This is a genomic window from Pseudomonas sp. 9_2_1, assembly GCF_059295275.1.
Window position 1 is genome coordinate 372,163 of the sequence record NZ_CM181239.1, and the last position, 23,975, is coordinate 396,137.

The window sequence follows — 23,975 nt, forward strand, 5'->3', positions numbered from 1 at the left end:
CGTTCCACCACCGCTGCATCAATAAAAATCAAGCGAGGTAAGAGCATGTCTGGCAATCGTGGAGTGGTGTATCTCGGCGCTGGCAAGGTCGAAGTACAGAAGATCGACTACCCGAAAATGCAGGACCCGCGCGGCAAGAAGATCGAGCACGGCGTGATCTTGAAGGTGGTCTCCACCAATATCTGCGGCTCCGACCAGCACATGGTCCGCGGCCGCACCACTGCCCAGACCGGCCTGGTGCTGGGCCATGAAATCACCGGTGAGATCATCGAGAAAGGCAGCGACGTCGAGCGCATGCAGATCGGCGACCTGGTCTCGGTACCCTTCAACGTCGCCTGCGGCCGTTGCCGCTCCTGCAAAGAGATGCACACCGGTGTCTGCCTTACCGTCAACCCGGCCCGCGCTGGCGGCGCCTACGGCTACGTCGACATGGGCGACTGGACCGGCGGCCAGGCCGAGTACGTGCTGGTGCCGTATGCCGACTTCAACCTGCTGAAACTGCCAGACCGCGACAAGGCCATGGAAAAGATCCGTGACCTGACCTGCCTGTCCGACATCCTGCCAACCGGCTACCACGGCGCCGTCACTGCCGGCGTAGGCCCAGGCAGCACCGTCTACGTTGCCGGCGCCGGCCCGGTCGGCCTGGCCGCCGCTGCCTCCGCGCGCCTGCTGGGCGCCGCCTGCGTGATCGTCGGTGACCTCAACCCACTGCGCCTGGCCCACGCCAAGTCGCAGGGTTTCGAAGTGGTCGACCTGTCCAAGGACACCCCGCTGCACGAGCAGATCGTCGACATCCTCGGCGAGCCGGAAGTGGACTGCGCCGTTGACGCTGTAGGCTTCGAGGCCCGTGGCCATGGCCATGAAGGTGCCAAGCATGAAGCCCCGGCCACCGTGTTGAACTCGCTGATGCAGGTTACCCGCGTTGCCGGCAACATCGGTATCCCGGGCCTGTACGTGACCGAAGACCCGGGTGCGGTGGATGCCGCCGCCAAGATCGGCGCACTGAGCATCCGCTTCGGCCTGGGCTGGGCCAAGTCGCACAGCTTCCATACCGGGCAGACGCCTACCATGAAGTACAACCGCCAGCTGATGCAGGCGATCATGTGGGACCGCATCAACATTGCCGAAGTGGTGGGTGTGCAGGTGATCAACCTGGATCAGGCGCCGGAAGGGTATGGCGAGTTTGATGCAGGGGTGCCGAAGAAGTTTGTGATTGACCCGCACAAGATGTGGGGTGCAGCATAATAAGCGTCGAATGAGAAAGCCCCTCGAATCGAGGGGCTTTTTTTCTGTTACGAAAATTTTTATTTGCGATGAGGGCTTTAGGATATTTCACCTGTTCTGGGAGAAAATGATTATCTGAAAATTAAAATCTTTAGCGTGCTAAAGATGCGCGCGTCTCAAAAACCTTGTCGAATATTTCGTGCATCGATCGAGTAGCCACTTCTTCTAGCATGACGTCAAAGGTGTTAAAAGTCGCTGCATTCTCTGGCGTGCTGCCTAGCAAATATTTCTCTGCATTGGGGACATATTGGTTGAAGGTCTCTTTGACCTTGCCCAAGTTTTTGGCAATGCTCGCCTCCAGTTTTTTGGACGCTGAAACGAATGGTTTCGCTGTTTCCTTGAAGTATCCAGCTTGCTGGACTGCACCTCCAGGGTTCTGGGCTTTACCGGCTAGGTATAGCTTCGCCTCGCTCGTCGGATTGTTTAATTTTTTGTTCAGTTGCGCAAGGCGTTTTTCGTCGCGAGCAATTTTTTCTGCATACTTCATTAGCTTATCGTGATTCTTTAAGAGTGTTGAAATAGCCGATTTAACTGTCCCTGTGGGGTCGGTGAAGTTGATAGGGTCACCTTCGCAGTAGCCGTATGAATTAACCCCTCCTTTGTCGAATGGACTAAATTGGTCGGAACTGCAAAATCTGTAAATTGCAGGTGAAAAAAATCTGCTTTTCAAGTAATAATTATGTGTTAGCGGGTCCTGGCGCTGTCCGTTAAATCCAACCAGCTTACCGAAATCAATCGCGTGATGGCCATAAGGTGAATAGTTAATAGGTTTTGCTGGCAACCCCAGAGGGGAGTTGGAACGGTCTACGGCTAGTAAAGAATTTGACTGGGTTTGGTCGATATGGAAATTGATTATCCCTTCAGCTCGACCGACCTGGCGGTATGACTGAGTCGACATTTCTGTTGTGACGTTGTTGGGGCTATAGAAGTATATAAAAGATGATTTATAAGTTTTTGGATTTGATGCTTTCGTGTTTTTTGCGCTTTGTTGTTTGTTCTGCGAAGGAGCGGAGCTCATGACGGGCGTCCTGTGTGTTATTAAACGTGGTTTTACTCTGCTCCTCTGATCCTTTCTTCTCAACTAGCATTTTTATCAGGTGGTATGCGGTAGATTTGGGATTTTACTGAAGGCGGATGGAAGACATTTCCGATGGCCGGCTTGGAATAATTCCTCTGAAGCCCTGTCTATAGCTCGTTTTTCAAGCCATCCCGGCTGACGAGGTCCTTCGTATGAAAGCATTCATCCTGGCAACCCTTATGACCCTGGCCGCGAGCCCGGTGTTCGCCTTCAACCTCAGCGACGCCGCCAACGCCGTATCCGCCATGCAGAACCAGAAACAGCAAGGCCAGGTGCAGGCGCCCGAAGCTCAGGCGAATTTGCTCAATACGCTGGGCAGCGAATTGAAGATCACCCCCGAACAGGCCGTTGGCGGGGCGGGTGCGATGTTGGGGTTGGCGCGTAACAATCTCAGCAGTGACGACTATGGCCAGCTGACCAAGGCGGTGCCGGGGCTTGACCTGCTGGCCGGCGCCAATGCGCTGGGTGGCTTGAGCGGGTTGGGCGAAATGCTCGGAAAGAACAGTGAGAGCCAGTCGGCGTTGAGCAATGCGCTGGGCAACAATGTGGAGAACCGCAGCGACCTGGACAGTGCGTTCAAGGCGCTGGGGATGGATACCGGGATGATCGGGCAGTTTGCGCCGTTGCTGCTGCAGTACCTTGGGCAGCAGGGGATTGCCGGGTCGTTGTTGCAGAATCTGGGGAGTTTGTGGACCACTCCCGCTCCGTTAGGTCAGCCATCGGTGTGATTGACTATTTGGCAACTACCCCTCCTTGAACGAAGCGATTGAACCTCACCTGTTTGGAGCCCGTTTGAGAATAGGGCTTCAAGCGGGCGAATTATTTAATTCTGAGTACTGCGTGTTTGGCTGTTAAGTTCTTTTGGAGTTGGCCGTTTGGTGCCGATGAACGTTTTCAGCAGAAGGCCGTCCGTGGCCATTTAGATTCAAGCAGCTTCGGTAAAGTCCACCAAGCGTACCGGGCGGCGGAAGCCGGCGGTCAGGACTGCCAAATATGCAAGGCCCAGGGCAAACCAGGACAGGCCAATCACCAACGTCAGTGCCGACAGGCTGGTCCACAGCCACAGTGTCAGCCCCAAACCTACCAGCGGCACCAGGCCATAGCACAGCAGCCCCTTGAGGGTACGCTGGGCACCAGCGTCCATCAGGTGCGTCTTCACCACCGCCAGGTTCACCGCTGAAAACGCCACCAGCGCGCCAAAACTGATCAGCGAGGCGAGGGTAGCCAGGTCAATCACCAGCGCCAGCAGCGAAAACGCCGACACCAGCAAAATGGCAAACACCGGCGTACCAAACCGCGGCGACAGGTAACCAAAGCTGCGCCGCGGCAGCACGTTGTCCCGCCCCATGGTGAACAGGATGCGCGACACCGCCGCTTGCGAGGCCAGCGCCGAACCCAGGCTGCCGGCCACGTACGCGGCGGTGAAGAAGTTGGCCAGGAACTGCCCGCCCGCCTTGAACATCACCTCGTTGGCCGCTGCATCGGCATTGGCGAAGCTGCTGCCCGGCAAGACCAGCTGGCTGACATAGGCCAGTACGGTGAACAGCACGCCGGCGAACAGCGTGGTGAGGATGATGGCCCGTGGCACGTCGCGGCGGGCATCGCGGCATTCCTCGGCCAGGGTAGAGACAGCATCAAAGCCGAGGAACGACAGGCACAGTACCGCCGCGCCGGCCATGATCGCGCCGAAGCCAGGCTGCGAGCCGTCGCCCATCAGCGGCGACAGCAGGTCCAGCGGCTGGCCGGCCAGCGACTGGCAGGACAGGGCGACGAACACGCCGATGAAGACGATCTGCGCGCCGACGATCAGGTTGCTGGTCTTGGCCACCGAGTGAATGCCGATCACATTCAGCACGGTCACCAGGGCAATCGAGGCGAGTGCGATGGACCACGCCGGGATGGCCGGGAAGGCGATGTTGAGGAACAGGCCGATCAGCAGGTAGTTGATCATCGGCAGGAACAGGTAGTCGAGCAACAGCGACCAGCCGGCGAGAAAGCCGACGTTGGGGCCGAAGGCCATGTTGGTGTAGGAATACGCCGAGCCCGCGACCGGAAAGCGCTTGACCATGAAGCTATAGGACGCGGCGGTGAACAGCATGGCCACCAGTGTGACCATGTAGGCGCTGGCGGTGCGGCCACCGGTGAGTTCGGTGACGATGCCGTAGGTGGTGAAGATGGTCAGCGGGACCATGTAGACCAGGCCGAAGAACACCAGGGCGGGGAGGCCCAGTACGCGACGAAGTTGGGCGGGGGCGGAGCTGATTGGGTTGGCCATCGTTCGATCCAGAGCGTTCTTGTAGTTGTGCTTTGGTCGATTTTTATCCAGTTAGGTAGTAGAAGACAAAAAAGTAATCCTTATGCTGATTATTAGCGCAGGTTTTAATCGGGAATCTGCTGTGGGTTTTCTGGCCAATCGCCGGCAAGCCAGCTCCCACAGGTACAGCGCAAGCCTTGAACACTGCGGGTATCCTGTGGGAGCTGGCTTTCCGGCGATTGGGCCAGTACAGGCGATACAGACCTCAGCCCATTTCCACCCGCAGCTGCTCGATCCGCTCGTCCTTCTCCACCCATAACTGGTTCACCCAAGCCTGCACAGTCTGGCGGAATTCAGGATCATTCTCGTAATCCCCCGCCCACAGCGCCGGGTCAAGCTCGCGTACCTGAATGTCGATAATCACCCGGCTGATGCTGCCATCGAGCAAATCCCAGAACCCCGGCGCCGTGTTGCCGGGGTAGACGATGGTCACGTCCAGCAACGCATCCAGCTGCTCGCCCAGTGCCGCCAGCACGAATGCCACACCACCCGCCTTGGGTTTGAGCAGGTGGCGATAGGGCGACTGTTGTTCCAGGCGCTTGGCCTCGGTAAACCGAGTACCTTCCAGGTAGTTGACCACCGTCACTGGCTGGCGCTTGAACAACTCACACGCCGCCTTGGTGATTTCCAGGTCCTTGCCCTTGAGCTCCGGGTGCTTTTCCAGAAACGCCTTGCTGTAGCGCTTCATGAACGGGTAGTCGAGCCCCCACCAGGCCAGCCCCAGCAGTGGCACCCAGATCAGTTCCTTCTTCAGGAAGAACTTGAAAAACGGCGTACGGCGGTTGAGGCTTTCGATCAGCGCGGGGATATCCACCCAGGTCTGGTGGTTGCTCACGGCCAGGTACGAAGTGTCCTTGCGCAGGTTCTCGACACCGCGAATGTCCCACCGGGTAGGGATGCACAGGGCGAAGATGGCCTTGTCGATTTCCGACCATGCTTCGGCAACCCACATCACCGCGGCGGAGGCATAGTCGCGGCCGCTGCCCGGCAGCACCAGTTTCAGCAGGGCGAAGACCAGTAGCGGGCAGATCATCACCACGGTGTTGATCAGCAGCAAAGTGGCCGTAAGAATGCCGGTAAGCAGGCGACGCATAAAGAAACTCTTGTTGTGGGAAATAAACAGTTGGCAATGATAAGCAGGGCCGTGCCCATCGCCAAACATCCAATGCCCGGAGGCGGGTACAAATGTTTCACAACATGTTGTTTACCCTTGGCACAGCGAACCTATCCTGCCAGTGCAGTCTAAGCACTGACCCTTTTCAAGGAAGCCTGCCTGTGAAACCTCTGCTTGCCCTGTTGTCGCTGTTGGCGCTGCCGGTAATGGCCGCCGAACCCACGCTCTACGGCCGTTACGAGAACATAGCCCTGCCGGAACTGGGCGAAACCCTGAAGGCCAAGATGGACACCGGTGCCTTCACCGCGTCGCTGTCGGCCAAGGACATCGAGCTGTTTACCCGTGATGGTGACGAGTGGGTACGCTTCCGCCTGGCGACCAAGGAGTCCGATGGCAAGGTGTACGAGCACAAGGTCTCGCGCATCAGCAAGATCAAGGGCCGTGCAGATGAAGAAGAGGACGGCGATGCGCCGGAGATATCCAAGCGCCCGGTGGTGGACCTGGAGCTGTGCCTGGGTGATGTGAAGCGCACCGTCGAAGTGAACCTGGTTGACCGCAGCAGCTTCAACTACCCGCTGCTGATCGGCTCCAAAGCGCTGCGCGAGTTCAAGGCTGCAGTGAACCCGGCGAAGAAATTCACCGCCGGCAAGCCTGACTGCTGACAGAGCAAACCTCCTGCACAGGCCTCATCGCCGGCAAGCCAGCTCCCACAGGTGATGTACAAGGCTCAAGGCCTGCTCTGTACCTGTGGGAGCTGGCTTGCCGGCGATGGGCCGCCAAGCGGACCCACTATCGCAGCGTTGATGCAGATATTGCCGGGGCCGCTCTGCGGCCCTTTCGCGACCCAAGGCCGCTCCTACACAATAGAGCGTCGCCATAGAGCTCTGCACAGGCCGCTCGCCATGCCTCATATCCTCATTGTCGAAGACGAAGCCGCCATCGCCGACACCCTGGTCTACGCCCTGCAGGCCGACGGCCACACTACCGAATGGGTGACCCTGGGCAGCGCCGCACTCGAGCAGCAACGCCAGACCCCGGCCGACCTGATCATCCTCGACATCGGCCTGCCTGATATCAGCGGCTTCGAAACCTGCCGCCAGCTGCGCCGCTTCAGCGAGGTACCGGTGATGTTCCTCAGCGCCCGCGACGGCGAGATCGACCGGGTGGTGGGCCTGGAAATCGGCGCCGACGACTACGTGGTCAAGCCCTTCAGCCCGCGTGAGGTTGCCGCGCGTGTACGGGCGATCCTCAAGCGCATGGCCCCTCGCGCCGAGCCTGCCAGTGAAACGACACTGTTCCAGCTTGATACCCTGCGCATGCAGATCAGCTACCGTAGCCAGCCGCTCACGCTGACCCGCCACGAATTCCGCCTGCTGCAATGCCTGCTCGAACAACCCCAGCGGGTATTCAGCCGCGAACAGCTGCTCGACGCGCTGGGCGTGGCTTCCGACGTGGGCTACGAGCGCACCATCGACACCCACATCAAGAGCCTGCGCGCCAAGCTGCGCCAGGTGGCAAGCGACGCCGAGCCGATCCAGACCCATCGCGGCCTCGGCTACAGCTACAGCCCGGACCATGCCTGATGCGCCTGGGCATCCGGATTTTCCTGGTGTACTTCCTGTTCGTCGGGCTGGCGGGCTACTTTCTGCTCAACACGGTGCGCGAGCAGATTCGCCCGGTGGTACGCCAGTCCTCTGAAGAAACGCTGGTAGACACCGCCAACCTGCTGGCTGAAATCCTGCGCGATGACGTCAAGGCCGGCACCCTCAACCAGGGCCGTTTGCCGGAGGTGCTCAAGGCCTACGGCTTGCGCAGCCCGGGTGCGCGAATTTGGGGACTGGCCAAGAACCAGGTCAACCACCGCATTTACGTGACCGACGCCAAGGGCATCGTGCTGCTGGACTCCAGCGGCGAGGACGTGGGCAAGGATTACTCGCAGTGGAACGATGTGCTGCGGACCCTGCGCGGTCAGTACGGCGCCCGCTCCACCCGTAGCGACCCCAACGATGAAAGCACCTCGGTAATGCACGTGGGGGCGCCGATCATCGACGATGACAAGATCATCGGCATGGTCACCGTCGCCAAGCCCAACAGTTCATTGCAACCGTACATCGACCATTCCGAACAGCGTTTGCTCACTTTGGGCCTGGGCCTGATCGGCCTTGGCTTGCTGATCGGCGCGGCGTTGTCATGGTGGCTGGCGCGCTCGCTGCGCAAGTTGGCGCGTTATGCCCAGGCTGTCAGCGAGGGAGAGCGTGCGGAGCTGCCGCATTACAAGGGCGGTGAGCTGGCGAACCTGGCCCAGGCCGTTGAGCGCATGCGCAACCAGCTGGAGGGCAAGGCCTACGTCGAGCGCTATGTGCATACCCTGACCCATGAGCTGAAGAGCCCGTTGGCGGCCATTCGCGGGGCTTCCGAGCTGTTGCAGGAGGACATGCCGAGCGAACAGCGGGCGCGCTTTGCCGGCAATATCGAGCGCGAGAGCGAGCGCTTGCAGCAGATGATCGAGCGGCTGCTGAACCTGGCCCGGGTCGAGCAGATGCAGGCGCTGGAAGATGAGCAACAGGTGGCGCTGGCGGCGCTGGTGGACGAGTTGTTGCTGGCCCATGCGGCGCGCATCGAAAGCGCGAACTTGCAGGTGCGCCAGCGGGTCCCGGCCGGTTTGCGCCTGCTGTGCGATCCATTCCTGATGCGCCAGGCGCTGGCCAACCTGCTCGACAACGCGCTGGACTTCACCCCCGCTGGTGGCGCGCTGCTGTTCGACCTGGAGCGCGATGGCGAGCGGGTGGCGTTGAGCCTGTTCAACCAGGGGCAGGCGATACCGGCGTATGCCATCGGGCGGGTCAGCGAGCGGTTCTATTCGCTGCCGCGGCCGGGGAGCGGGCGCAAGAGCACCGGGCTGGGGCTGAATTTTGTGGCCGAGGTGATGCAGCTGCATGGCGGGGCATTGGCTGTGGATAACGTTGATGGCGGGGTGCGGGTGAGGTTGTGGCTGCCGGTGCGGCGGATCAGCTGAGATTGCCGGGGCTGCTGCGCAGCCCATCGCCGGCAAGCCAGCTCCCACAGGGAGAGGGTGTCAGAAATTTTGTGTTCGGGCATAACATGAGTAAGAGGTGCATGTATGCCAACCAAAAAAAAACCGCTCCGAGAGTTACCAAAGGTTCCGCAAGAGCTGCTGGAACAGTTTTTCGCTGTTCCGCTGATGACCGCAGAAGCCATCGAAGAAGCCTCTGCGGCATTCAAGAAGGCGCTGATAGAGCGAGCCTTGAATGCCGAACTGGGTCATCATCTGGGCTATCCACCGGGCGCGCAGCGCCCGGTGGATGAAACCAACCAGCGAAATGGGAAGAGCGGCAAAACGGTACTCACAGGTGATGGCCCGCTAAGGCTGGATATCCCTCGTGACCGGGATGGCAGCTTTTCGCCCATTTTGATCCCCAAACATGAGCGCCGTTACACCGGTTTTGACGACAAGATCATCGCCATGTATGCCCGCGGTATGACGGTCAGAGAAATCCGTGCCTTTCTCTCCGAGCAGTATGGAACAGAGGTCTCGCCCGACTTCATCAGTTCCGTGACCGACGAGGTCATGGAGGAGATTGGCGCGTGGCAACAGCGGCCTCTGGAGCCGATGTATCCGGTCATTTTCTTTGATGCTCTGCGGGTCAAAATTCGCGAAGAAGGCTTGGTTCGCAATAAAGCGATCTACTTGGCACTGGGCGTTTTGCCAGATGGAACGCGCGATATTCTTGGCATCTGGATTGAGAACACCGAAGGTGCGAAGTTCTGGATGAAGGTATTCAATGACCTCAGGACGCGCGGCGTCGAGGATGTGCTGATTGCCGTAACCGACGGCCTCAAAGGCATGCCGGAAGCGCTCAGTGCAGTATTTCCGGAGACGACACTGCAGACCTGCATCGTCCACCTGATCCGCAACAGCCTCGCTTATGCGGCCTGGGACAAGCGTCGAGCCTTGGCCAAGGCTCTCAAACCGATCTATCAGGCCATCAACGCCCAGGCGGCTGAACAGGCACTGGATGAGTTTGAAAGCGGGCCTTGGGGCACGCAATATCCAACAGTGGTGACTGCCTGGCGACGGGCGTGGGATCGAGTGATTCCGTTCTTTGCTTTCCCACCGGCCATCCGGAAGGTGATCTACACCACCAACGCCATCGAGAGTATCAACGCTCAGCTACGCAAGATCATCAAAACCCGCGGTCACTTCCCGAACGACGACGCGGCGACCAAACTGATCTGGCTGGGGCTGCGCAACATCACAGCGAACTGGGGGGCAGCGGCGCATGACTGGAAAAGTGCGATGAATCAATTTGCGATTCTGTACGGAGATCGGTTCATCAGGCCAACCTGGTGAAATCAAGGCCTGCCGGGCGGCAGGCCGTTACCGGCCCGCACACAAAAAACCTGACACTCCCCACAGGGATCGCATCAGGGCTGACAGAGGGTCGAATCAGGGGTGACAGATGCGATCCGTGTGGGAGCTGGCTTGCCGGCGATGAGACCCTCGAATTACACACAATCTCCACACAGTCTCCCCAAGGCCTCCATGCAAGGCGCAGACACTGCGCCCACTGCCACAGGAGGCCCCATGAACAAGACCCTCGGTTTCAAACTCGGCATGATCGCCGTGCTGATAATGCTGCTGCTCATCCCGCTGTCGCTGATCAACGGCCTGATCGACGAGCGCCAGATGCTGCGTGACAACGTGCTGCGCGACATTGCCCAGAGCGCCAGCTTCGACCAGCAGCTCAGCGGCCCGCTGCTGGTGGTGCCATACCGCAAATACCAGCGCCGCTGGATTGAAAAGGACGGCGAGCGCACCCAGGAAACCAGCACCGTCGCCGGCCACCTGTACTTCCTGCCGGAAACCTTCGATGCCGACCTGGGCGTGGATACCGAACTGCGCGCCCGCGGCATTTACCAGGCCCGCCTGTTTCACGCCAAGGGGCGCATAAGTGGTCGCTTCAAGCTCCCGGAGCGCTGGGGTATCGATAAGGATTTCGACGATTACCGCTTCGACAAGCCGTTCCTGGTGGTGGGCATCAGCGATATCCGCGGCATCGAGAATGGCCTGGAGCTGAGCATGGATACGCAGAAAGTACCGTTCGAAGCGGGTACCGGACTCGACTGGATGCGCGGTGGTGTACACGCCAGCCTGCCAGGGCTGGACGGGCAACAGGCGCGCGAATTCAGCTACGGTTTCGACCTTGCGCTGCAAGGTACCGGCCAGTTGCATGTGCTGCCGGTGGGCCGTACCAGCAGCGTGGACATGCGCGCCAACTGGCCACACCCGAGCTTCGTCGGCAACTACCTGCCCAGCCGCCGCGATATCGATGCGCAGGGCTTCAGCGCCCACTGGCAGACCTCGTTCTTCGCCACCAACCTGGAGGACGCCCTGCGCCAGTGCGCCACTGCCGGGCAGTGTGCGGAGTTCAGCGAGCGCAGCTTTGGGGTTAGCTTCGTCGACCCGGTGGACCAGTACCTGAAGAGCGAGCGGGCGATCAAGTACGCCTTGCTGTTCATCGCCCTGACCTTTGCCGGCTTCTTCCTGTTCGAGGTGCTGAAAAACCTCAGCGTGCACCCGGTGCAGTACGTCCTGGTGGGTGTGGCGCTGGCGTTCTTCTACCTGCTGCTGCTGTCGTTGTCCGAGCACATCGGCTTCGGGCTGGCGTATGGGCTGTCGGCTGCGGCGTGTGTGCTGCTGATCGGCTTCTACCTGAGCCACGTGTTGCATAGCCTGGGGCGCGGGGTCGGCTTCGCGGTGGGGTTGGCGGCGTTGTATGCGCTGCTCTACGGGCTGCTGAGTGCAGAGGACTATGCGCTACTGATGGGCTCGCTGCTGTGCTTTGGCTTGCTTGGGGTGTTCATGGTGCTGACCCGCCGGCTGGACTGGGCGCGGGTGGGGAGGGCGGCATGAGGGAGGACAGAGAGATCGGGCGCTGGCTGGCCTGGAGGATCGGGCAGCTGTTTCCTGTGATACCGAGGTGAGGTGGGGCTGCTTTGCAGCCCAATCGCCGGCAAGCCAGCTCCCACAGGTAAAGCACAAGACTCAAGAACTGTGGGGGCTGGCTTGCCGGCGATAGCGGCCTGTCAGCCGGTCGGTGCTGTTGCAACCATCGACGGCCGCTTGGCCACCTCGGCATACCAGGCAGCCAGCCCAGGCTGGCGCTCACGCCAGCCGAACTCCGGTTGGCGCAAATCCAGATACCCCAACGCACAAGCCACGCCAATCGCCGCCAGGTCGAAGCCGGACATCAGCTCGGGCAAATGCTCCTGCTCCAGGTTGGCCAGGCTCCGAGCAATCTTGTCGCCCTGCGCCTGTAGCCAGCCGTCCCAGCGCTTGTCCTCAGGCCGCAGGAAGCTCTCATACCGGCTCGACACAGCCGCATCCATGATCGCATCGGCTTGCGACACCAGCGTCATGCGCCGCCAGCGCGCGGACCCTTCACGCGGGAGCAATGGCAGGCCGACGTGCTGCAGATCGAGATACTCGCAGATCACCCGGCTGTCGTGCAGCACGGTGCCGTCGTCCAGGCGTAGCGCCGGGATCTTGCCGATCGGGTTGTCCTGGTTCAGCTGCGGGTTGCCGCTGACCGGGCTGATGTTCACCGGCTGCAACGCCACACGCCCAAGCTGGCCGGTCTCGTGCAACACCACCATGACCTTGCGCACGAACGGCGACAGTGGCGAGTGAAACAGCGTCATCGTGCTCATGCTTCAGTTCCCTTGCAGGCTCGGTGGCAGGCACACGCCGGTGCCGCCGATGCCGCAGTAGCCCTGCGGGTTCTTGGCCAGGTACTGCTGATGGTAGGCCTCGGCGAAAAACACGGTCGGCGCCTGGTCGATTTCGGTGGTGATTTCACCAAAGCCGGCTTTGCTCAGTTCGGCCTGGTAGGCGTCGCGGCTGGCCTTGGCCTGTTCCAGTTGTTCGGGGCTGGTGCAATAGATGGCCGAACGGTACTGGGTGCCGACGTCGTTGCCCTGGCGCATGCCTTGGGTGGGGTTGTGCAATTCCCAGAACATCGCCAGCAATTCCCGGTAGCTGACTTTGTCCTTATCGAAGACCACCAGCACCACTTCGGTGTGGCCGGTCAGGCCCGAGCAGACTTCTTCGTAGGTGGGGTTGGGGGTGATACCGCCGGCGTAGCCGACCACGGTGCTGACCACGCCTTCGCGTTGCCAGAAGCGGCGTTCAGCGCCCCAGAAGCAGCCCAGGCCGAAGATGGCGAAGTCGATGGCACCTTCGAAGAACGGGCCGAGCAGTGGGGTGCCTTTGAACACGTAGTGGAACTCGGGCAGGCTCATTGGCGTTTCGCGGCCAGGCAGGGCCTGTTCCGCAGTAGGCAGGACGTTTTTGTTCACCAGGATTTCCGAACGCAGGACCATGGCCGTTCCTCTGTGGTTATTCAGTTGGATAGGGTTGGGGCCTTCGCGGGTGAACCCGCTCCCACAGGTAATCCACAGATTCTGAAGGTGGTGCAATACCGGTGGGAGCGGGTTTACCCGCGAGAGGGCCCGAATGGTTTCCATATTGCCCGAGGTCAGGCCACCGGTCCACGCGGATAACGCTTCAACCGCTCGGCCAGCTCGCGCCCCGGAATCGGCCGGTCGAACAGGTACCCCTGGCCCACGTCGCAGCGGTGCCGGCGCAAGAATGCCAGCTGCGCCGGCGTCTCGATGCCCTCGGCCACCACCTTCAGCTTCAGGTTGTGCGCCATGGCCACCACGGCCGAGGTGATTTCCATGTCGTCCTGGTTGTCCGGGATTTCGTTGATGAAGCTGCGGTCGATCTTGAGGATGTCGATCGGAAACTTCTTCAGGTAGCTCAGCGACGAATAACCGGTGCCGAAGTCATCCATGGCCAGGGTCAGCCCCAGGGCTTTCAACTCGTCCAGCTGGCGGTGGGTGTCTTCACTGGCTTCCAGCAGCAGGCCTTCGGTCAGCTCCAGCTCCAGCAGGTGCGGGGGCAGGGCTTCTTCCTTGAGGATGGTGCTGATCGACGCCACCAGGTCCGGGTCGGAGAACTGCTTGGGCGACAGGTTGATGGCCACGTGCAGGTTGCCCAGGCCGGCTTTGCGCAGTTGCTGGCTCATGCAGCACGCCTGACGCACCACCCATTTGCCGATGGGGATGATCAGGCCGGTTTCCTCGGCCACGCTGATGAACTGGTCCGGGCGGATCATGCCGCGCTCGGGGTGGTTCCAGCGCAACAGCGCTTCCAGGCCCAGCAGCCGACCGCTGCGCAGGCAGATCTTGGGCTGGTAGAACACTTCCAGCTCGTTCTGGGTCAGGGCGCGGCGCAGGTTGTTCTCGACGAACAGTTTGTAGCTGGCTTCGGCGTTCAGCACTTCGGTAAACACCTGTACCTGATGCTTGCCGTTGGCCTTGGCCTTGTGCAGCGCCAGGCCGGCGTTTTTCATCAGGCTCGCCGGGTTGACGCCGTGCAGCGGGGCGCAGGCCAGGCCGACCGAGGCGGTCACGTTGATCAGCTGGTTATCGACGAACATCGGCTTGTCGAGGGTACGCAGCAACTGCAGGGCAACGCCTTGGCCGTCTTCCAGGCTGGTGTCATCGAGCAGCACGGCGAACTCGTTGCTGGCAAAGCGCGCCAGGATGCCCCCGGCGTGCAGGCTGTTGCGCAGGCGCCGGGCCAGGCTGATCAGCAGCTTGTCGCCGGTCTGGTGGCCGAGGCTGTCGTTGATGCGCTTGAAGTTGTCGATGTCGACCAGCAGCAGGCACATCGACTTTTCGCCATCGTGGGCGAAGCGCTCGTCCAGGCTGCGGATGAACGCAGGGCGGTTGCCCAGGTTGGTCAGGTTGTCGGTGTAGGCCAGGCGCTCGATGCGTTGCTGGGCCAGCTTGGTCTGGGTGACGTCTTCGTAGATGCCGATGTAATGGGTCAGCTCACGGTTGTCGCCATACACCTTGGAAATCGACAACTGGCCCCAGTACGGCTCCAGGTTCTTGCGCCGGCTTTTGAATTCGCCCTGCCAGCTGTTGCCCATGGCCAGGCTCGACGGTGAGTCGAACAGCAGTTCGCTGAGGTTTTCCAGCGCCGGCAGCTCGCCCAGGTGGCGGCCTTGCACTTCATCGGTGCTGTACTGGGTAATGGCGGTGAAGCTTGGGTTGACGTACTCCACCCGGCCGTCGCGGTTCACCAGCAGGAAGGCGCTGGCGCTTTGCTCGACCGCGCGCTGGAACAGATGCAGGGCGCTGGCCGCAGTACGCCGGTTGTGGTTGGTGATGACCTGGGCGAACTGGTCGGCCAACTCGCCGGCGAAGGCGATTTCATCCGACTGCCAGGCCCTTGGCTGGCCGGTCTGTTCCAGGCACAGCACGCCCACGACCTGCCCATCGACGCGGATGCTGGCGTCGAGCATGGCTTTGTTTTCCGGTCGCAGGCTTTTTGCCAGGGCGCGGGTGCGCGGGTCGTGGTTGGCGTTGTGGGCGTCGATCGCGCGGCTGGCGTGCAGCGCATCGAGGTAGTCCGGGAAACGGCTGGCATCGATGGCTTCGGGCTGACGGTGCTCCTGGGCGTCGCGGTACCAGGCGGTGATCGGCTCCAGGCGCTGCTCATCCAGGTGCCAGATGCTGGCGCTGTCGACCTTGTAGATCTCGCAGGCGCTGCGGGTGATCAGCTGGGCGGCCTCCAGCAGCGAGTTCTCGGCGCTGTAGCGCTGGCGGGCCAGGCGCAGGATAAGGTCTTGCTGGCCGTGTACACGTTCCAGGTGTTCAAGTTGCTCTTGCTGGGCGCGTTGGTTCAGTTGCAGGGCCAGTTGCAGGCGGTTGTTGCGCGATTCCAGCTCACTGGCTTCGCTTTCGCCTGCGTCTTCAAGCGGTTCGTCCAGCACACTCAGGTAGCCACGCAGCAGCTGGCGGTTGTGCTGTTTGTAGGCCTCACCGGCTTCCAGCAGGCGCAGCGACGCGGTTGGGGTGTGCAGGGTGTAGCGCACCCGGTAATAGCTGCGCTTGGCCAGTTGCAGCTGGATCTCGTCGTGCAGCCGGTAGCGTGCCTCGGGCTCCATCAGGCTGGCGTAGGGCGCGTCGACCAAGGCGCACAGGTCGCCGGCCAGCAGGCCGAACTGGCGCTCGCAGGCAGCGTCCAGGTAGAGCATGGCCCAGGTGGCTTCGTTGAGCCTTTCGAAACGCAGCATGCCGAGCCGCGAGGGCACGGGTAGCTGCGTGACGACCTCGGCCGCCACACGGCTGGCGGCATCGGGTTGGCTTTTCATCGAAGACTCGCTTGAAGAGGGGGCGCGGCCTTGGGGCGGCGGCGGTTCTGGCAAGGTTGCATCATGTCCCGAGGGCTGGCAAGCGGCCATGTGGGATGCTGTGGACGGGTTATCGGCTGTTTGGCCGGAAATGTTAGTTCGCCTTGAGAATTTTGGCGTCTGGGAGATCGAGCGCCGCCCGCGCGGCGCTGGGTTTCCCAGGCGCTGAAACTCTACCGGCGGACAAAAAAAGCCCCGCCAGTTGGCGGGGTTGAGGTACGAGCGTGGCAGCTCGAAAAGGGTACTGCCCCTGCACGCAGGGGCAGTGTGCAGCTTTACAGCAGCATGGTGCGGATATCGCCCAGCACGTCGCCCAGGCGCTTGGTGAAGCGCGCAGCGGCAGCGCCGTTGATCACACGGTGATCGTACGACAACGACAGCGGCAGCATCAGCTTAGGCTGGAAGGCCTTGCCATCCCAGACCGGCTGCATGGTCGCCTTGGAGACGCCCAGGATAGCCACTTCCGGCGCGTTGACGATCGGCGTGAAGCCGGTGCCGCCAATGTGGCCGAGGCTGGAAATGGTGAAGCAAGCGCCTTGCATCTCGTCAGCCGACAGCTTCTTGGTGCGGGCTTTTTCGGCCAGCGCAGCAGCTTCGGCAGCCAGTTGCAGCAGGCTCTTCTGGTCGACGTTCTTGATCACAGGGACCAGCAGGCCGTCTGGGGTGTCCACGGCGAAGCCGACGTTGACGTACTTCTTGCGGATGATGGCCTTGCCGCTTGGTGCCAGCGAGCTGTTGAAGTCCGGCAGTTCCTTCAGCAGGAACGCGCAAGCCTTCAGCAGCAGCGGCAGCACGGTCAGCTTGACGCCAGCCTTCTCGGCCACGGCCTTCTGCGCAACGCGGAAGGATTCCAGCTCGGTGATGTCGGCGGAGTCGAACTGGGTGACGTGTGGCACGTTCAGCCAGCTGCGGTGCAGGTTGGCAGCACCGACCTGCATCAGGCGGGTCAGGGCCACTTCTTCCACTTCACCGAACTTGCTGAAGTCCACGGCAGGGATCGGCGGGATGCCAGCACCACCGGTTGCACCGGCGGCGGCCGGCGCTTCCTTGGCCTTCTGCATCATCGCTTTGACGTAGACCTGCACGTCTTCTTTCAGGATGCGGCCGTGCGGGCCGGTGGCGGCAACAGCGCCCAGCTCGACACCGAATTCACGGGCCAGTTGGCGTACCGCCGGGCCTGCGTGAACCTTGGCGTTGTTGCCGGCAGCCGGTGCAGTAGCAACCGGTGCAGCGGCAGCAGCCGGGGCGGCAGCGGCAGGTGCGGCAGCAGGTGCAGCCTCAGCCTTGGCCGGGGCAGCAGCGGCAGGCGCCGGTGCGGCAGCCGGGGCAGCGCCCGCGACTTCCAGCTTGAGGATCAGGTCGCCAGTGCCGACTTCGTCGTCCAGCTTGCAGATCACTTCCTTGACCACGCCAGCGGCAGGCGAAGGGATTTCCATGGAGGCCTTGTCGGACTCCAGGGTAATCAGCGACTGGTCGGCTTCGACGGTGTCGCCGGCCTTGACCAGTACTTCGATGATCTTGGCCTTGCCCGACGAACCGATATCCGGCACGTGGATGTCCTGCACGCTGGCGGCAGCCGGGGCTGCTGCCGGAGCAGGCGCTGGTGCGGCTTCAGCGGCAGGCGCTGCAGCAGCCTGGGCCGGGGCAGCGGCAGGCGCCTCAGGCGCCGCAGCAGCGGCGCCCTCGGCTTCCAGTACCAGCAGCTCGTCGCCTTCTTTCAGGCGGTCGCCCAGCTTGACCTTCAGTTCCTTGATGACACCGGCCTTGGGGGCCGGGATCTCCATGGAGGCCTTGTCGGACTCCAGGGTCAGCAGGCTCTGGTCAGCCTCGATACGGTCACCGACCTTGACGAACAGCTCGATGATTTCACCTTCACCGCTGCCGATGTCAGGTACGCGAATGAGTTCGCTCACTTAAAAATACTCCTCAGCAGTCCAGTGGGTTGCGCTTGTCCGGGTCGATGCCGAACTTGACGATGGCGTCAGCCACAACCTTGGGTTCGATCTCGCCACGGTCAGCCAGGGCTTCCAGGGCAGCCAGCACCACGAAGTGGCGGTCGACTTCGAAGAAGTGACGCAGCTTCTTGCGGCTGTCGCTGCGGCCGTAACCGTCGGTACCCAGGACCTTGAACTCTTTGCTCGGTACCCACTGGCGAATCTGTTCGGCGAACAGCTTCATGTAGTCGGTAGAAGCGATGACCGGGCCTTTGCGACCGTTCAGGCACTGCTCGACGTAAGTCTCCTGTGGCTTCTGGCCAGGCTTCAGGCGGTTTGCGCGTTCCACGGCCAAGCCGTCGCGACGCAGTTCGTTGAAGCTGGTGACGCTCCACACGTCGGCACCGACGTTGAACTCTTCACGCAGGATCTTCGCCGCTTCGCGGACTTCGCGCAGGATGGTGCCGGAGCCCATCAGCTGAACGTGGTGCGCGGCTTCGCGGGTGTCTTCCTCGAGCAGGTACATGCCCTTGATGATGCCTTCCTCGACACCGGCCGGCATGGCTGGCTGCTGGTAGGATTCGTTCATCACGGTGATGTAGTAGAAGATGTCCTGTTGCTCTTCGGTCATCTTCTTCATGCCGTCCTGGATGATCACCGCCAGCTCGTAGCCGTAGGTCGGATCGTAGGTGCGGCAGTTCGGGATGGTGCCCGCCATCATATGGCTGTGACCGTCTTCGTGCTGCAGGCCTTCACCGTTCAGGGTGGTGCGCCCGGCAGTACCGCCGATCAGGAAGCCACGGGTGCGGCTGTCGCCAGCGGCCCAGGCCAGGTCGCCGATACGCTGGAAACCGAACATCGAGTAGAAGATGTAGAACGGCAGCATCGGCTGGTTGTGGCAGCTGTACGAGGTACCGGCAGCGATGAACGACGACATGGCGCCGGCTTCGTTGATGCCTTCCTCGAGGATCTGGCCCTTCTTGTCTTCGCGGTAGAACATCACCTGGTCTTTATCGACTGGCTCGTAGAGCTGGCCGACCGACGAGTAGATGCCCAGCTGGCGGAACATGCCTTCCATACCGAAGGTACGGGCTTCGTCCGGGATGATCGGGACGATGCGCTGGCCGATGTCCTTGTCCTTGACCAGCTGCGCCAGAATACGCACGAAGGCCATGGTGGTGGAGATTTCGCGGTCGCCCGAGCCGTCCAGGATCGCTTTCAGCGTTTCCAGTGGCGGGGTCGGCACGCTGAAGCTCTTGGCGCGGCGCTGTGGCACGAAGCCGCCCAGGGCTGCACGGCGCTCGGCCAGGTATTTGGCTTCGGCAGAACCTTCTTCCGGCTTGAAGAACGGCAGGTTCTCCAGGTCGGCATCCTTGACCGGGATGTCGAAGCGATCACGGAAGTGACGCAGGCTGTCGACGTCGACCTTCTTGGTGTTGTGCGCGGTGTTCTTGGCTTCGCCAGCACCGGTGCCGTAACCCTTGATGGTCTTGGCCAGGATGACGGTCGGCTGCTCTTTATGGTTCACAGCCTGGTGGTACGCCGCGTAGACCTTGTACGGGTCGTGGCCGCCACGGTTGAGCTTCCAGATCTCGTCGTCGGACAGGTCTTCGACCATGGCCTTGAGCTCTGGGGTGTTGAAGAAGTTTTCACGAACGTACGCGCCGTCTTTGGCTTTGTAGTTCTGGTACTCGCCGTCGATGACTTCGTCCATGCGGCGCTGCAGGGCACCGTTGGTGTCCTTGGCCAGCAGTGGGTCCCAGAAGCGGCCCCAGACGACTTTGTTGACGTTCCAGCCACCGCCACGGAACACGCCTTCGAGTTCCTGGATGATCTTGCCGTTGCCGCGAACCGGGCCGTCGAGGCGCTGCAGGTTGCAGTTGATGACGAAGATCAGGTTGTCCAGCTTCTCGCGGCCGGCCAGGGCGATTGCGCCCAGGGATTCCGGCTCGTCGCACTCGCCGTCGCCCATGAAGCACCAGACCTTCTGCTTGCCGGCCGGGATGAAGCCACGGGCTTCCAGGTACTTCATGAAGCGCGCCTGGTAGATGGCCTGGATCGGGCCCAGACCCATCGATACGGTCGGGAACTGCCAGAAGTCAGGCATCAGCCATGGGTGTGGGTACGAAGACAGGCCTTTGCCGTCCACTTCCTGACGGAAGTTGTTCATCTGCTCTTCGTTGATGCGGCCTTCCATGAAGGCACGGGCGTAGACGCCTGGCGAAGCGTGGCCCTGGAAGAACACCAGGTCGCCGCCGTGTTCATCGGTCGGGGCCTGGAAGAAGTAGTTGAAGCCGATGTCGTACAGGGTGGCGCTGGAGGCGAAGCTGGAGATGTGTCCGCCCAGGTCCGAGTCTTTCAGGTTGGTGCGCATGACCATGGCCAGGGCGTTCCAACGCACCATCGAGCGAATGCGGCGTTCCATGAACAGGTCGCCAGGCATGCGTGCTTCGTGGGTGACAGGGATGGTGTTGCGGTATGGCGTGGTGATCGCATACGGCAGCTGGGAGCCACTGCGGGTGGCCAGCTCGCCCATACGGGTCATCAGGTAATGAGCGCGGTCTTCGCCTTCTTTGTCGAGGACCGACTCCAGGGCATCCAGCCATTCCTGGGTTTCGATTGGATCGAGGTCTTGCATGGCTTGCTCCAGGGCGGAAAGGCAACCAGAATCGATTGCCTGAGATTGCGACTGGCCTTATGGGCAGACGTCGTGAATTCTTGGATTACCGGGGTGTCATCCGGCGCCGTGTAGTTTTACTACATTTGCTTCCGCATTTCATGCTTTTACACGACATGAGTAGTAGTAAAACTACATTTGTGCGACGTTTGGTCGCACCTTGGCTTGTGAGGAAAAACGTTCATGTTGGTTGGCATTGTGTCGCGAACGGGTGGTTCTTGATGTTTGTTGCCAGATTTTCGTTTTTTTCAGCTATTTCCAACTTTTGTACGACAGTCCAACCGTGGTCCGGCTTTCCCTTGGCCGCTTTTTCCCTTCTATTTCACGCCGATCAAGGATAGACCATGCGCCTACCTTTGCCGCCAGACCTGCCCACCAGCCTGCAGCCGCTGGTCACTCGCAACCAGCAGTTCCTCGGCGATGCCGTGGCCGGCCACCCCGAACTCGACCTGAGCAGTTGGAGCCCGGCCCATCGGCAACAGTTCGATCAGGTTGCCGCCGCCAGCGACTTCGTCCTCGGCCTGGTCCAGCGCGAGCCCGCCATGCTCTGCGCGTTGTTGGCCAGCGGCGAGCTGGAGCGGCGTTACGCAGCGGGTGAACTGCGCGGCCATATTGCCGCGACCGCCCGCGCGGCGCAGAGCGAGGACGAGCTGGCGCGCAATCTGCGCCGCGAGCGCAACCGCCAGCAGCTGCGCATCATCTGGCGCGACATCACCCGCCAGGCCGAGCTGGGCGAAACCTGCCGCGATCTGTCCGACCTGGCCGATGCCGCCATCGACGAAGCCTACCAGTGGCTGTACCCGCGCCATTGCCAGCAGTTCGGCACGCCCATCGGCAACCGCAGCGGCCAGCCGCAGCACATGGTGGTGCTGGGCATGGGCAAGCTGGGCGCGGTGGAGCTGAACCTGTCGTCGGACATCGACCTGATCTTCGGCTTCCCTGAGGGCGGCGAAACCGAAGGGGTCAAGCGCTCGCTGGACAACCAGGAGTTCTTCACCCGCCTGGGCCAGCGCCTGATCAAGGCGCTGGACCCGGTTACCGTCGACGGCTTCGTGTTCCGCGTCGACATGCGCCTGCGTCCTTACGGCTCTGCGGGCGCGCTGGTGCTCAGCTTCAATGCGCTGGAGCAGTACTACCAGGACCAGGGTCGCGACTGGGAACGCTACGCGATGATCAAGGCACGAGTGGTGGCCGGCGACCAGGCGGCAGGTGCGCAGCTGCAGGAGATGCTGCGCCCGTTCGTGTACCGCCGCTACCTGGACTTTTCTGCGATCGAAGCGCTGCGCACCATGAAGCAGCTGATCCAGCAGGAAGTGCGGCGCAAGGGCATGGCCGACAACATCAAGCTGGGTGCCGGTGGCATTCGCGAGGTGGAGTTCATTGCCCAGGCCTTCCAGCTGATCCACGGCGGGCGCGACCTCAGCCTGCAGCAGCGGCCGTTGCTCAAGGTGCTGGCCACCCTGGAAGGCCAGGGTTACCTCCCCCCAGCCGTGGTCGCCGAGCTGCGCGAAGGCTATGAATTCCTGCGCTACACCGAACACGCCATCCAGGCCATCGCCGACCGCCAGACGCAGATGCTGCCCGACAGCGAGCTCGACCAGGCGCGGGTTGCCTACATCCTCGGCTTTGCCGACTGGCAGGGTTTCCACGACCAGTTGATGTACTGGCGTGGCCGCATCGACTGGCACTTCCGCCAGGTGATCGCCGACCCGGATGATGAAGACGGCGAGGGCGAGCTGGTAGTGGGCGGCGAATGGTCGCCGCTGTGGGAGCAGGCACAGGATGAAGAGGCCGCAGGGCGGCAGCTGCAGGAGGCCGGTTTCAAGGAGCCCGTCGAAGCGCTGCGGCGCCTGGCCGCATTACGCTCCAGCCCGCAATTGCGCTCGATCCAGCGTATCGGCCGTGAACGCCTGGACGCCTTTATCCCGCGTTTGCTGGCCCAGGCCGTCGAGCATGACAACCCCGACCTGGTGCTTGAACGGGTGTTGCCGCTGGTGGAGGCGGTGGCGCGGCGTTCGGCCTACCTGGTACTGCTGACCGAAAACCCTGGAGCCCTGCGCCGCCTGCTGACCCTGTGCGCCGCCAGCCCCTGGATCGCCGAGCAGATGGCCCGCTACCCGCTGCTGCTCGATGAACTGCTCAATGAAGGCCGCCTGTTCAGCCCGCCGCTGGCGCCGGAGCTGGCCAGCGAGCTGCGTGAACGGCTGACGCGAATCCCCGAGGACGACCTGGAACAGCAAATGGAGGCGCTGCGTCACTTCAAGCTGGCCCACAGCCTGCGGGTGGCCGCCTCGGAAATCAGCGGCAACCTGCCCTTGATGAAAGTCAGCGACTACCTGACCTGGCTGGCCGAAGCCATCCTCGACCAGGTGCTGGCCCTGGCCTGGCGCCAGACCGTGGCCCGGCATGGCCAGCCCAAGCGCAGTGACGGCAGCTTGTGCGACCCGGGCTTCATCATCATCGGTTACGGAAAGGTGGGTGGCCTGGAGCTTGGGCACGGCTCGGACCTGGACCTGGTGTTCATCCACGACGGCGACCCGCAGGCGGAAACCGACGGTACCAAGCCCATCGACAGCGCCCAGTTCTTCACCCGCCTGGGCCAACGCATCATCCACCTGCTGACCACCCAGACCAACTCGGGGCAGCTGTATGACGTCGACATGCGTCTGCGCCCATCGGGTGCCTCGGGCCTGCTGGTGAGCTCGCTGGGCGCGTTCGAGCGCTACCAGCAGAACGAAGCCTGGACCTGGGAACATCAGGCCCTGGTGCGAGCCCGTGTGCTGGTGGGTTGCAAGCAGGTCGGCACGGCGTTCGAAGGTGTGCGTGCCAAGGTGCTGGGCCAGGCCCGTGACCTGGAAAAACTGCGCACCGAAGTGAGCGAAATGCGCGCCAAGATGCGCGGTAACCTCGGCACCAAGGCCACGGCTGCCGGTACTGCGGCCAATGCTTTCGAAGCCGGTGTACCCTTCGATATCAAGCAGGATGCCGGCGGTATCGTCGATATCGAATTTATGGTGCAATACGCCGCTTTGGCCTGGTCCCACGACCACCCGGCCATACTCCGATGGACCGATAACATCCGCATTCTGGAAGAGCTGGAGCAGGCAGGTTTGATGCCGGCCAGTGACGCGGTGCTGTTGCGTGAGGTGTACAAGGCGTTCCGCTCGGCCTCGCACCGCCAGGCCTTGCAGAAGCAGGCCGGGGTGATCGACGCGGCGCAGTTTGCCGACGAACGCCGTGAGGTGCGGCGCATCTGGGGTGAGTTGGGCCTGACTTGAGACTGTC

The 23,975-nt window shown here is 61.8% G+C and carries 16 protein-coding genes; 8 read left to right on the forward strand and 8 right to left on the reverse strand.

The genetic code is table 11. From position 1 onward, the window contains the following. Positions 1–45 precede the first annotated feature (45 nt). Positions 46–1,245: a formaldehyde dehydrogenase, glutathione-independent gene (gene fdhA, locus AC5O5I_RS01565; protein ID WP_172221481.1), complete on the forward strand. Its 1,200-nt coding sequence runs from the start codon at positions 46–48 to the stop codon at positions 1,243–1,245. Between the two features lie 130 nt (positions 1,246–1,375). On the opposite strand, the gene AC5O5I_RS01570 is transcribed toward fdhA, so the two are convergent. Then, positions 1,376–2,302: an RHS repeat-associated core domain-containing protein gene (locus AC5O5I_RS01570; protein ID WP_494511972.1), complete on the reverse strand. Its 927-nt coding sequence runs from the start codon at positions 2,300–2,302 to the stop codon at positions 1,376–1,378. Between the two features lie 212 nt (positions 2,303–2,514). On the opposite strand from AC5O5I_RS01570, the gene AC5O5I_RS01575 reads away from it, so the two are divergent. Beyond that, positions 2,515–3,090 (forward strand): DUF2780 domain-containing protein, encoded by a 576-nt coding sequence (locus AC5O5I_RS01575; RefSeq protein WP_494511973.1) that lies wholly within the window; start codon positions 2,515–2,517, stop codon positions 3,088–3,090. A gap of 197 nt (positions 3,091–3,287) precedes the next feature. Here AC5O5I_RS01575 and AC5O5I_RS01580 read toward each other — a convergent pair whose 3' ends face one another. Together AC5O5I_RS01580 and yihG are read right to left on the reverse strand one after the other, a co-directional pair. After that, positions 3,288–4,637 carry an APC family permease gene (locus AC5O5I_RS01580; RefSeq protein ID WP_172221492.1) on the reverse strand — a complete coding sequence of 450 codons (1,350 nt, stop codon included), beginning with the start codon at positions 4,635–4,637 and terminating at the stop codon, positions 3,288–3,290. Positions 4,638–4,881: 244 nt separating this feature from the next. Further along, positions 4,882–5,769: a 1-acylglycerol-3-phosphate O-acyltransferase, YihG family gene (gene yihG, locus AC5O5I_RS01585; RefSeq protein WP_172221495.1), complete on the reverse strand. Its 888-nt coding sequence runs from the start codon at positions 5,767–5,769 to the stop codon at positions 4,882–4,884. 182 nt (positions 5,770–5,951) lie between these two features. On the opposite strand from yihG, the gene rloA2 reads away from it, so the two are divergent. The 5 genes from rloA2 (at position 5,952) to creD (ending at position 11,725) form a co-directional block, all read left to right on the forward strand. After that, entirely contained in the window at positions 5,952–6,452 is a 501-nt protein-coding gene (rloA2, locus tag AC5O5I_RS01590) for a retropepsin-like aspartic peptidase RloA2 (protein WP_172221498.1), read from the forward strand. Between the two features lie 240 nt (positions 6,453–6,692). Then, entirely contained in the window at positions 6,693–7,373 is a 681-nt protein-coding gene (gene creB / locus AC5O5I_RS01595; protein WP_172221501.1) for a two-component system response regulator CreB, read from the forward strand. Then, on the forward strand, positions 7,373–8,806 hold the full coding sequence (gene creC / locus AC5O5I_RS01600; protein ID WP_172221504.1) for a two-component system sensor histidine kinase CreC: 1,434 nt from the start codon (positions 7,373–7,375) through the stop codon (positions 8,804–8,806). Before creB ends, creC begins: the two co-directional genes overlap by 1 nt. A gap of 105 nt (positions 8,807–8,911) precedes the next feature. After that, positions 8,912–10,162 (forward strand): IS256 family transposase, encoded by a 1,251-nt coding sequence (locus tag AC5O5I_RS01605; RefSeq protein ID WP_494511974.1) that lies wholly within the window; start codon positions 8,912–8,914, stop codon positions 10,160–10,162. A 234-nt stretch (positions 10,163–10,396) separates the two neighbouring features. Next, positions 10,397–11,725 carry a cell envelope integrity protein CreD gene (creD, locus tag AC5O5I_RS01610; protein WP_494511975.1) on the forward strand — a complete coding sequence of 443 codons (1,329 nt, stop codon included), beginning with the start codon at positions 10,397–10,399 and terminating at the stop codon, positions 11,723–11,725. A 173-nt stretch (positions 11,726–11,898) separates the two neighbouring features. Here creD and AC5O5I_RS01615 read toward each other — a convergent pair whose 3' ends face one another. The 5 genes from AC5O5I_RS01615 to aceE form a co-directional block, all read right to left on the reverse strand. Next, the gene (locus tag AC5O5I_RS01615) at positions 11,899–12,522 is read right to left on the reverse strand and encodes a glutathione S-transferase (RefSeq protein ID WP_172221510.1); all 624 of its coding nucleotides are present in this window, start codon (positions 12,520–12,522) and stop codon (positions 11,899–11,901) included. 3 nt (positions 12,523–12,525) lie between these two features. Further along, positions 12,526–13,194, reverse strand: coding sequence for a peptide-methionine (S)-S-oxide reductase MsrA (gene msrA, locus AC5O5I_RS01620; RefSeq protein ID WP_172285261.1), 669 nt, complete (start codon positions 13,192–13,194; stop codon positions 12,526–12,528). Between the two features lie 155 nt (positions 13,195–13,349). After that, positions 13,350–16,040: a putative bifunctional diguanylate cyclase/phosphodiesterase gene (locus AC5O5I_RS01625; protein ID WP_494511976.1), complete on the reverse strand. Its 2,691-nt coding sequence runs from the start codon at positions 16,038–16,040 to the stop codon at positions 13,350–13,352. A 314-nt stretch (positions 16,041–16,354) separates the two neighbouring features. Then, complete coding sequence (aceF, locus tag AC5O5I_RS01630) at positions 16,355–17,992, reverse strand: dihydrolipoyllysine-residue acetyltransferase (RefSeq protein ID WP_494511977.1); 1,638 nt, start codon at positions 17,990–17,992, stop codon at positions 16,355–16,357. 13 nt (positions 17,993–18,005) lie between these two features. After that, positions 18,006–20,651, reverse strand: coding sequence for a pyruvate dehydrogenase (acetyl-transferring), homodimeric type (aceE, locus tag AC5O5I_RS01635; RefSeq protein ID WP_172227487.1), 2,646 nt, complete (start codon positions 20,649–20,651; stop codon positions 18,006–18,008). 383 nt (positions 20,652–21,034) lie between these two features. On the opposite strand from aceE, the gene glnE reads away from it, so the two are divergent. Beyond that, a complete protein-coding gene (gene glnE, locus AC5O5I_RS01640) occupies positions 21,035–23,968 on the forward strand; it encodes a bifunctional [glutamate--ammonia ligase]-adenylyl-L-tyrosine phosphorylase/[glutamate--ammonia-ligase] adenylyltransferase (RefSeq protein ID WP_172285263.1) in 2,934 nt (977 codons plus the stop codon). Positions 23,969–23,975 lie beyond the last annotated feature (7 nt).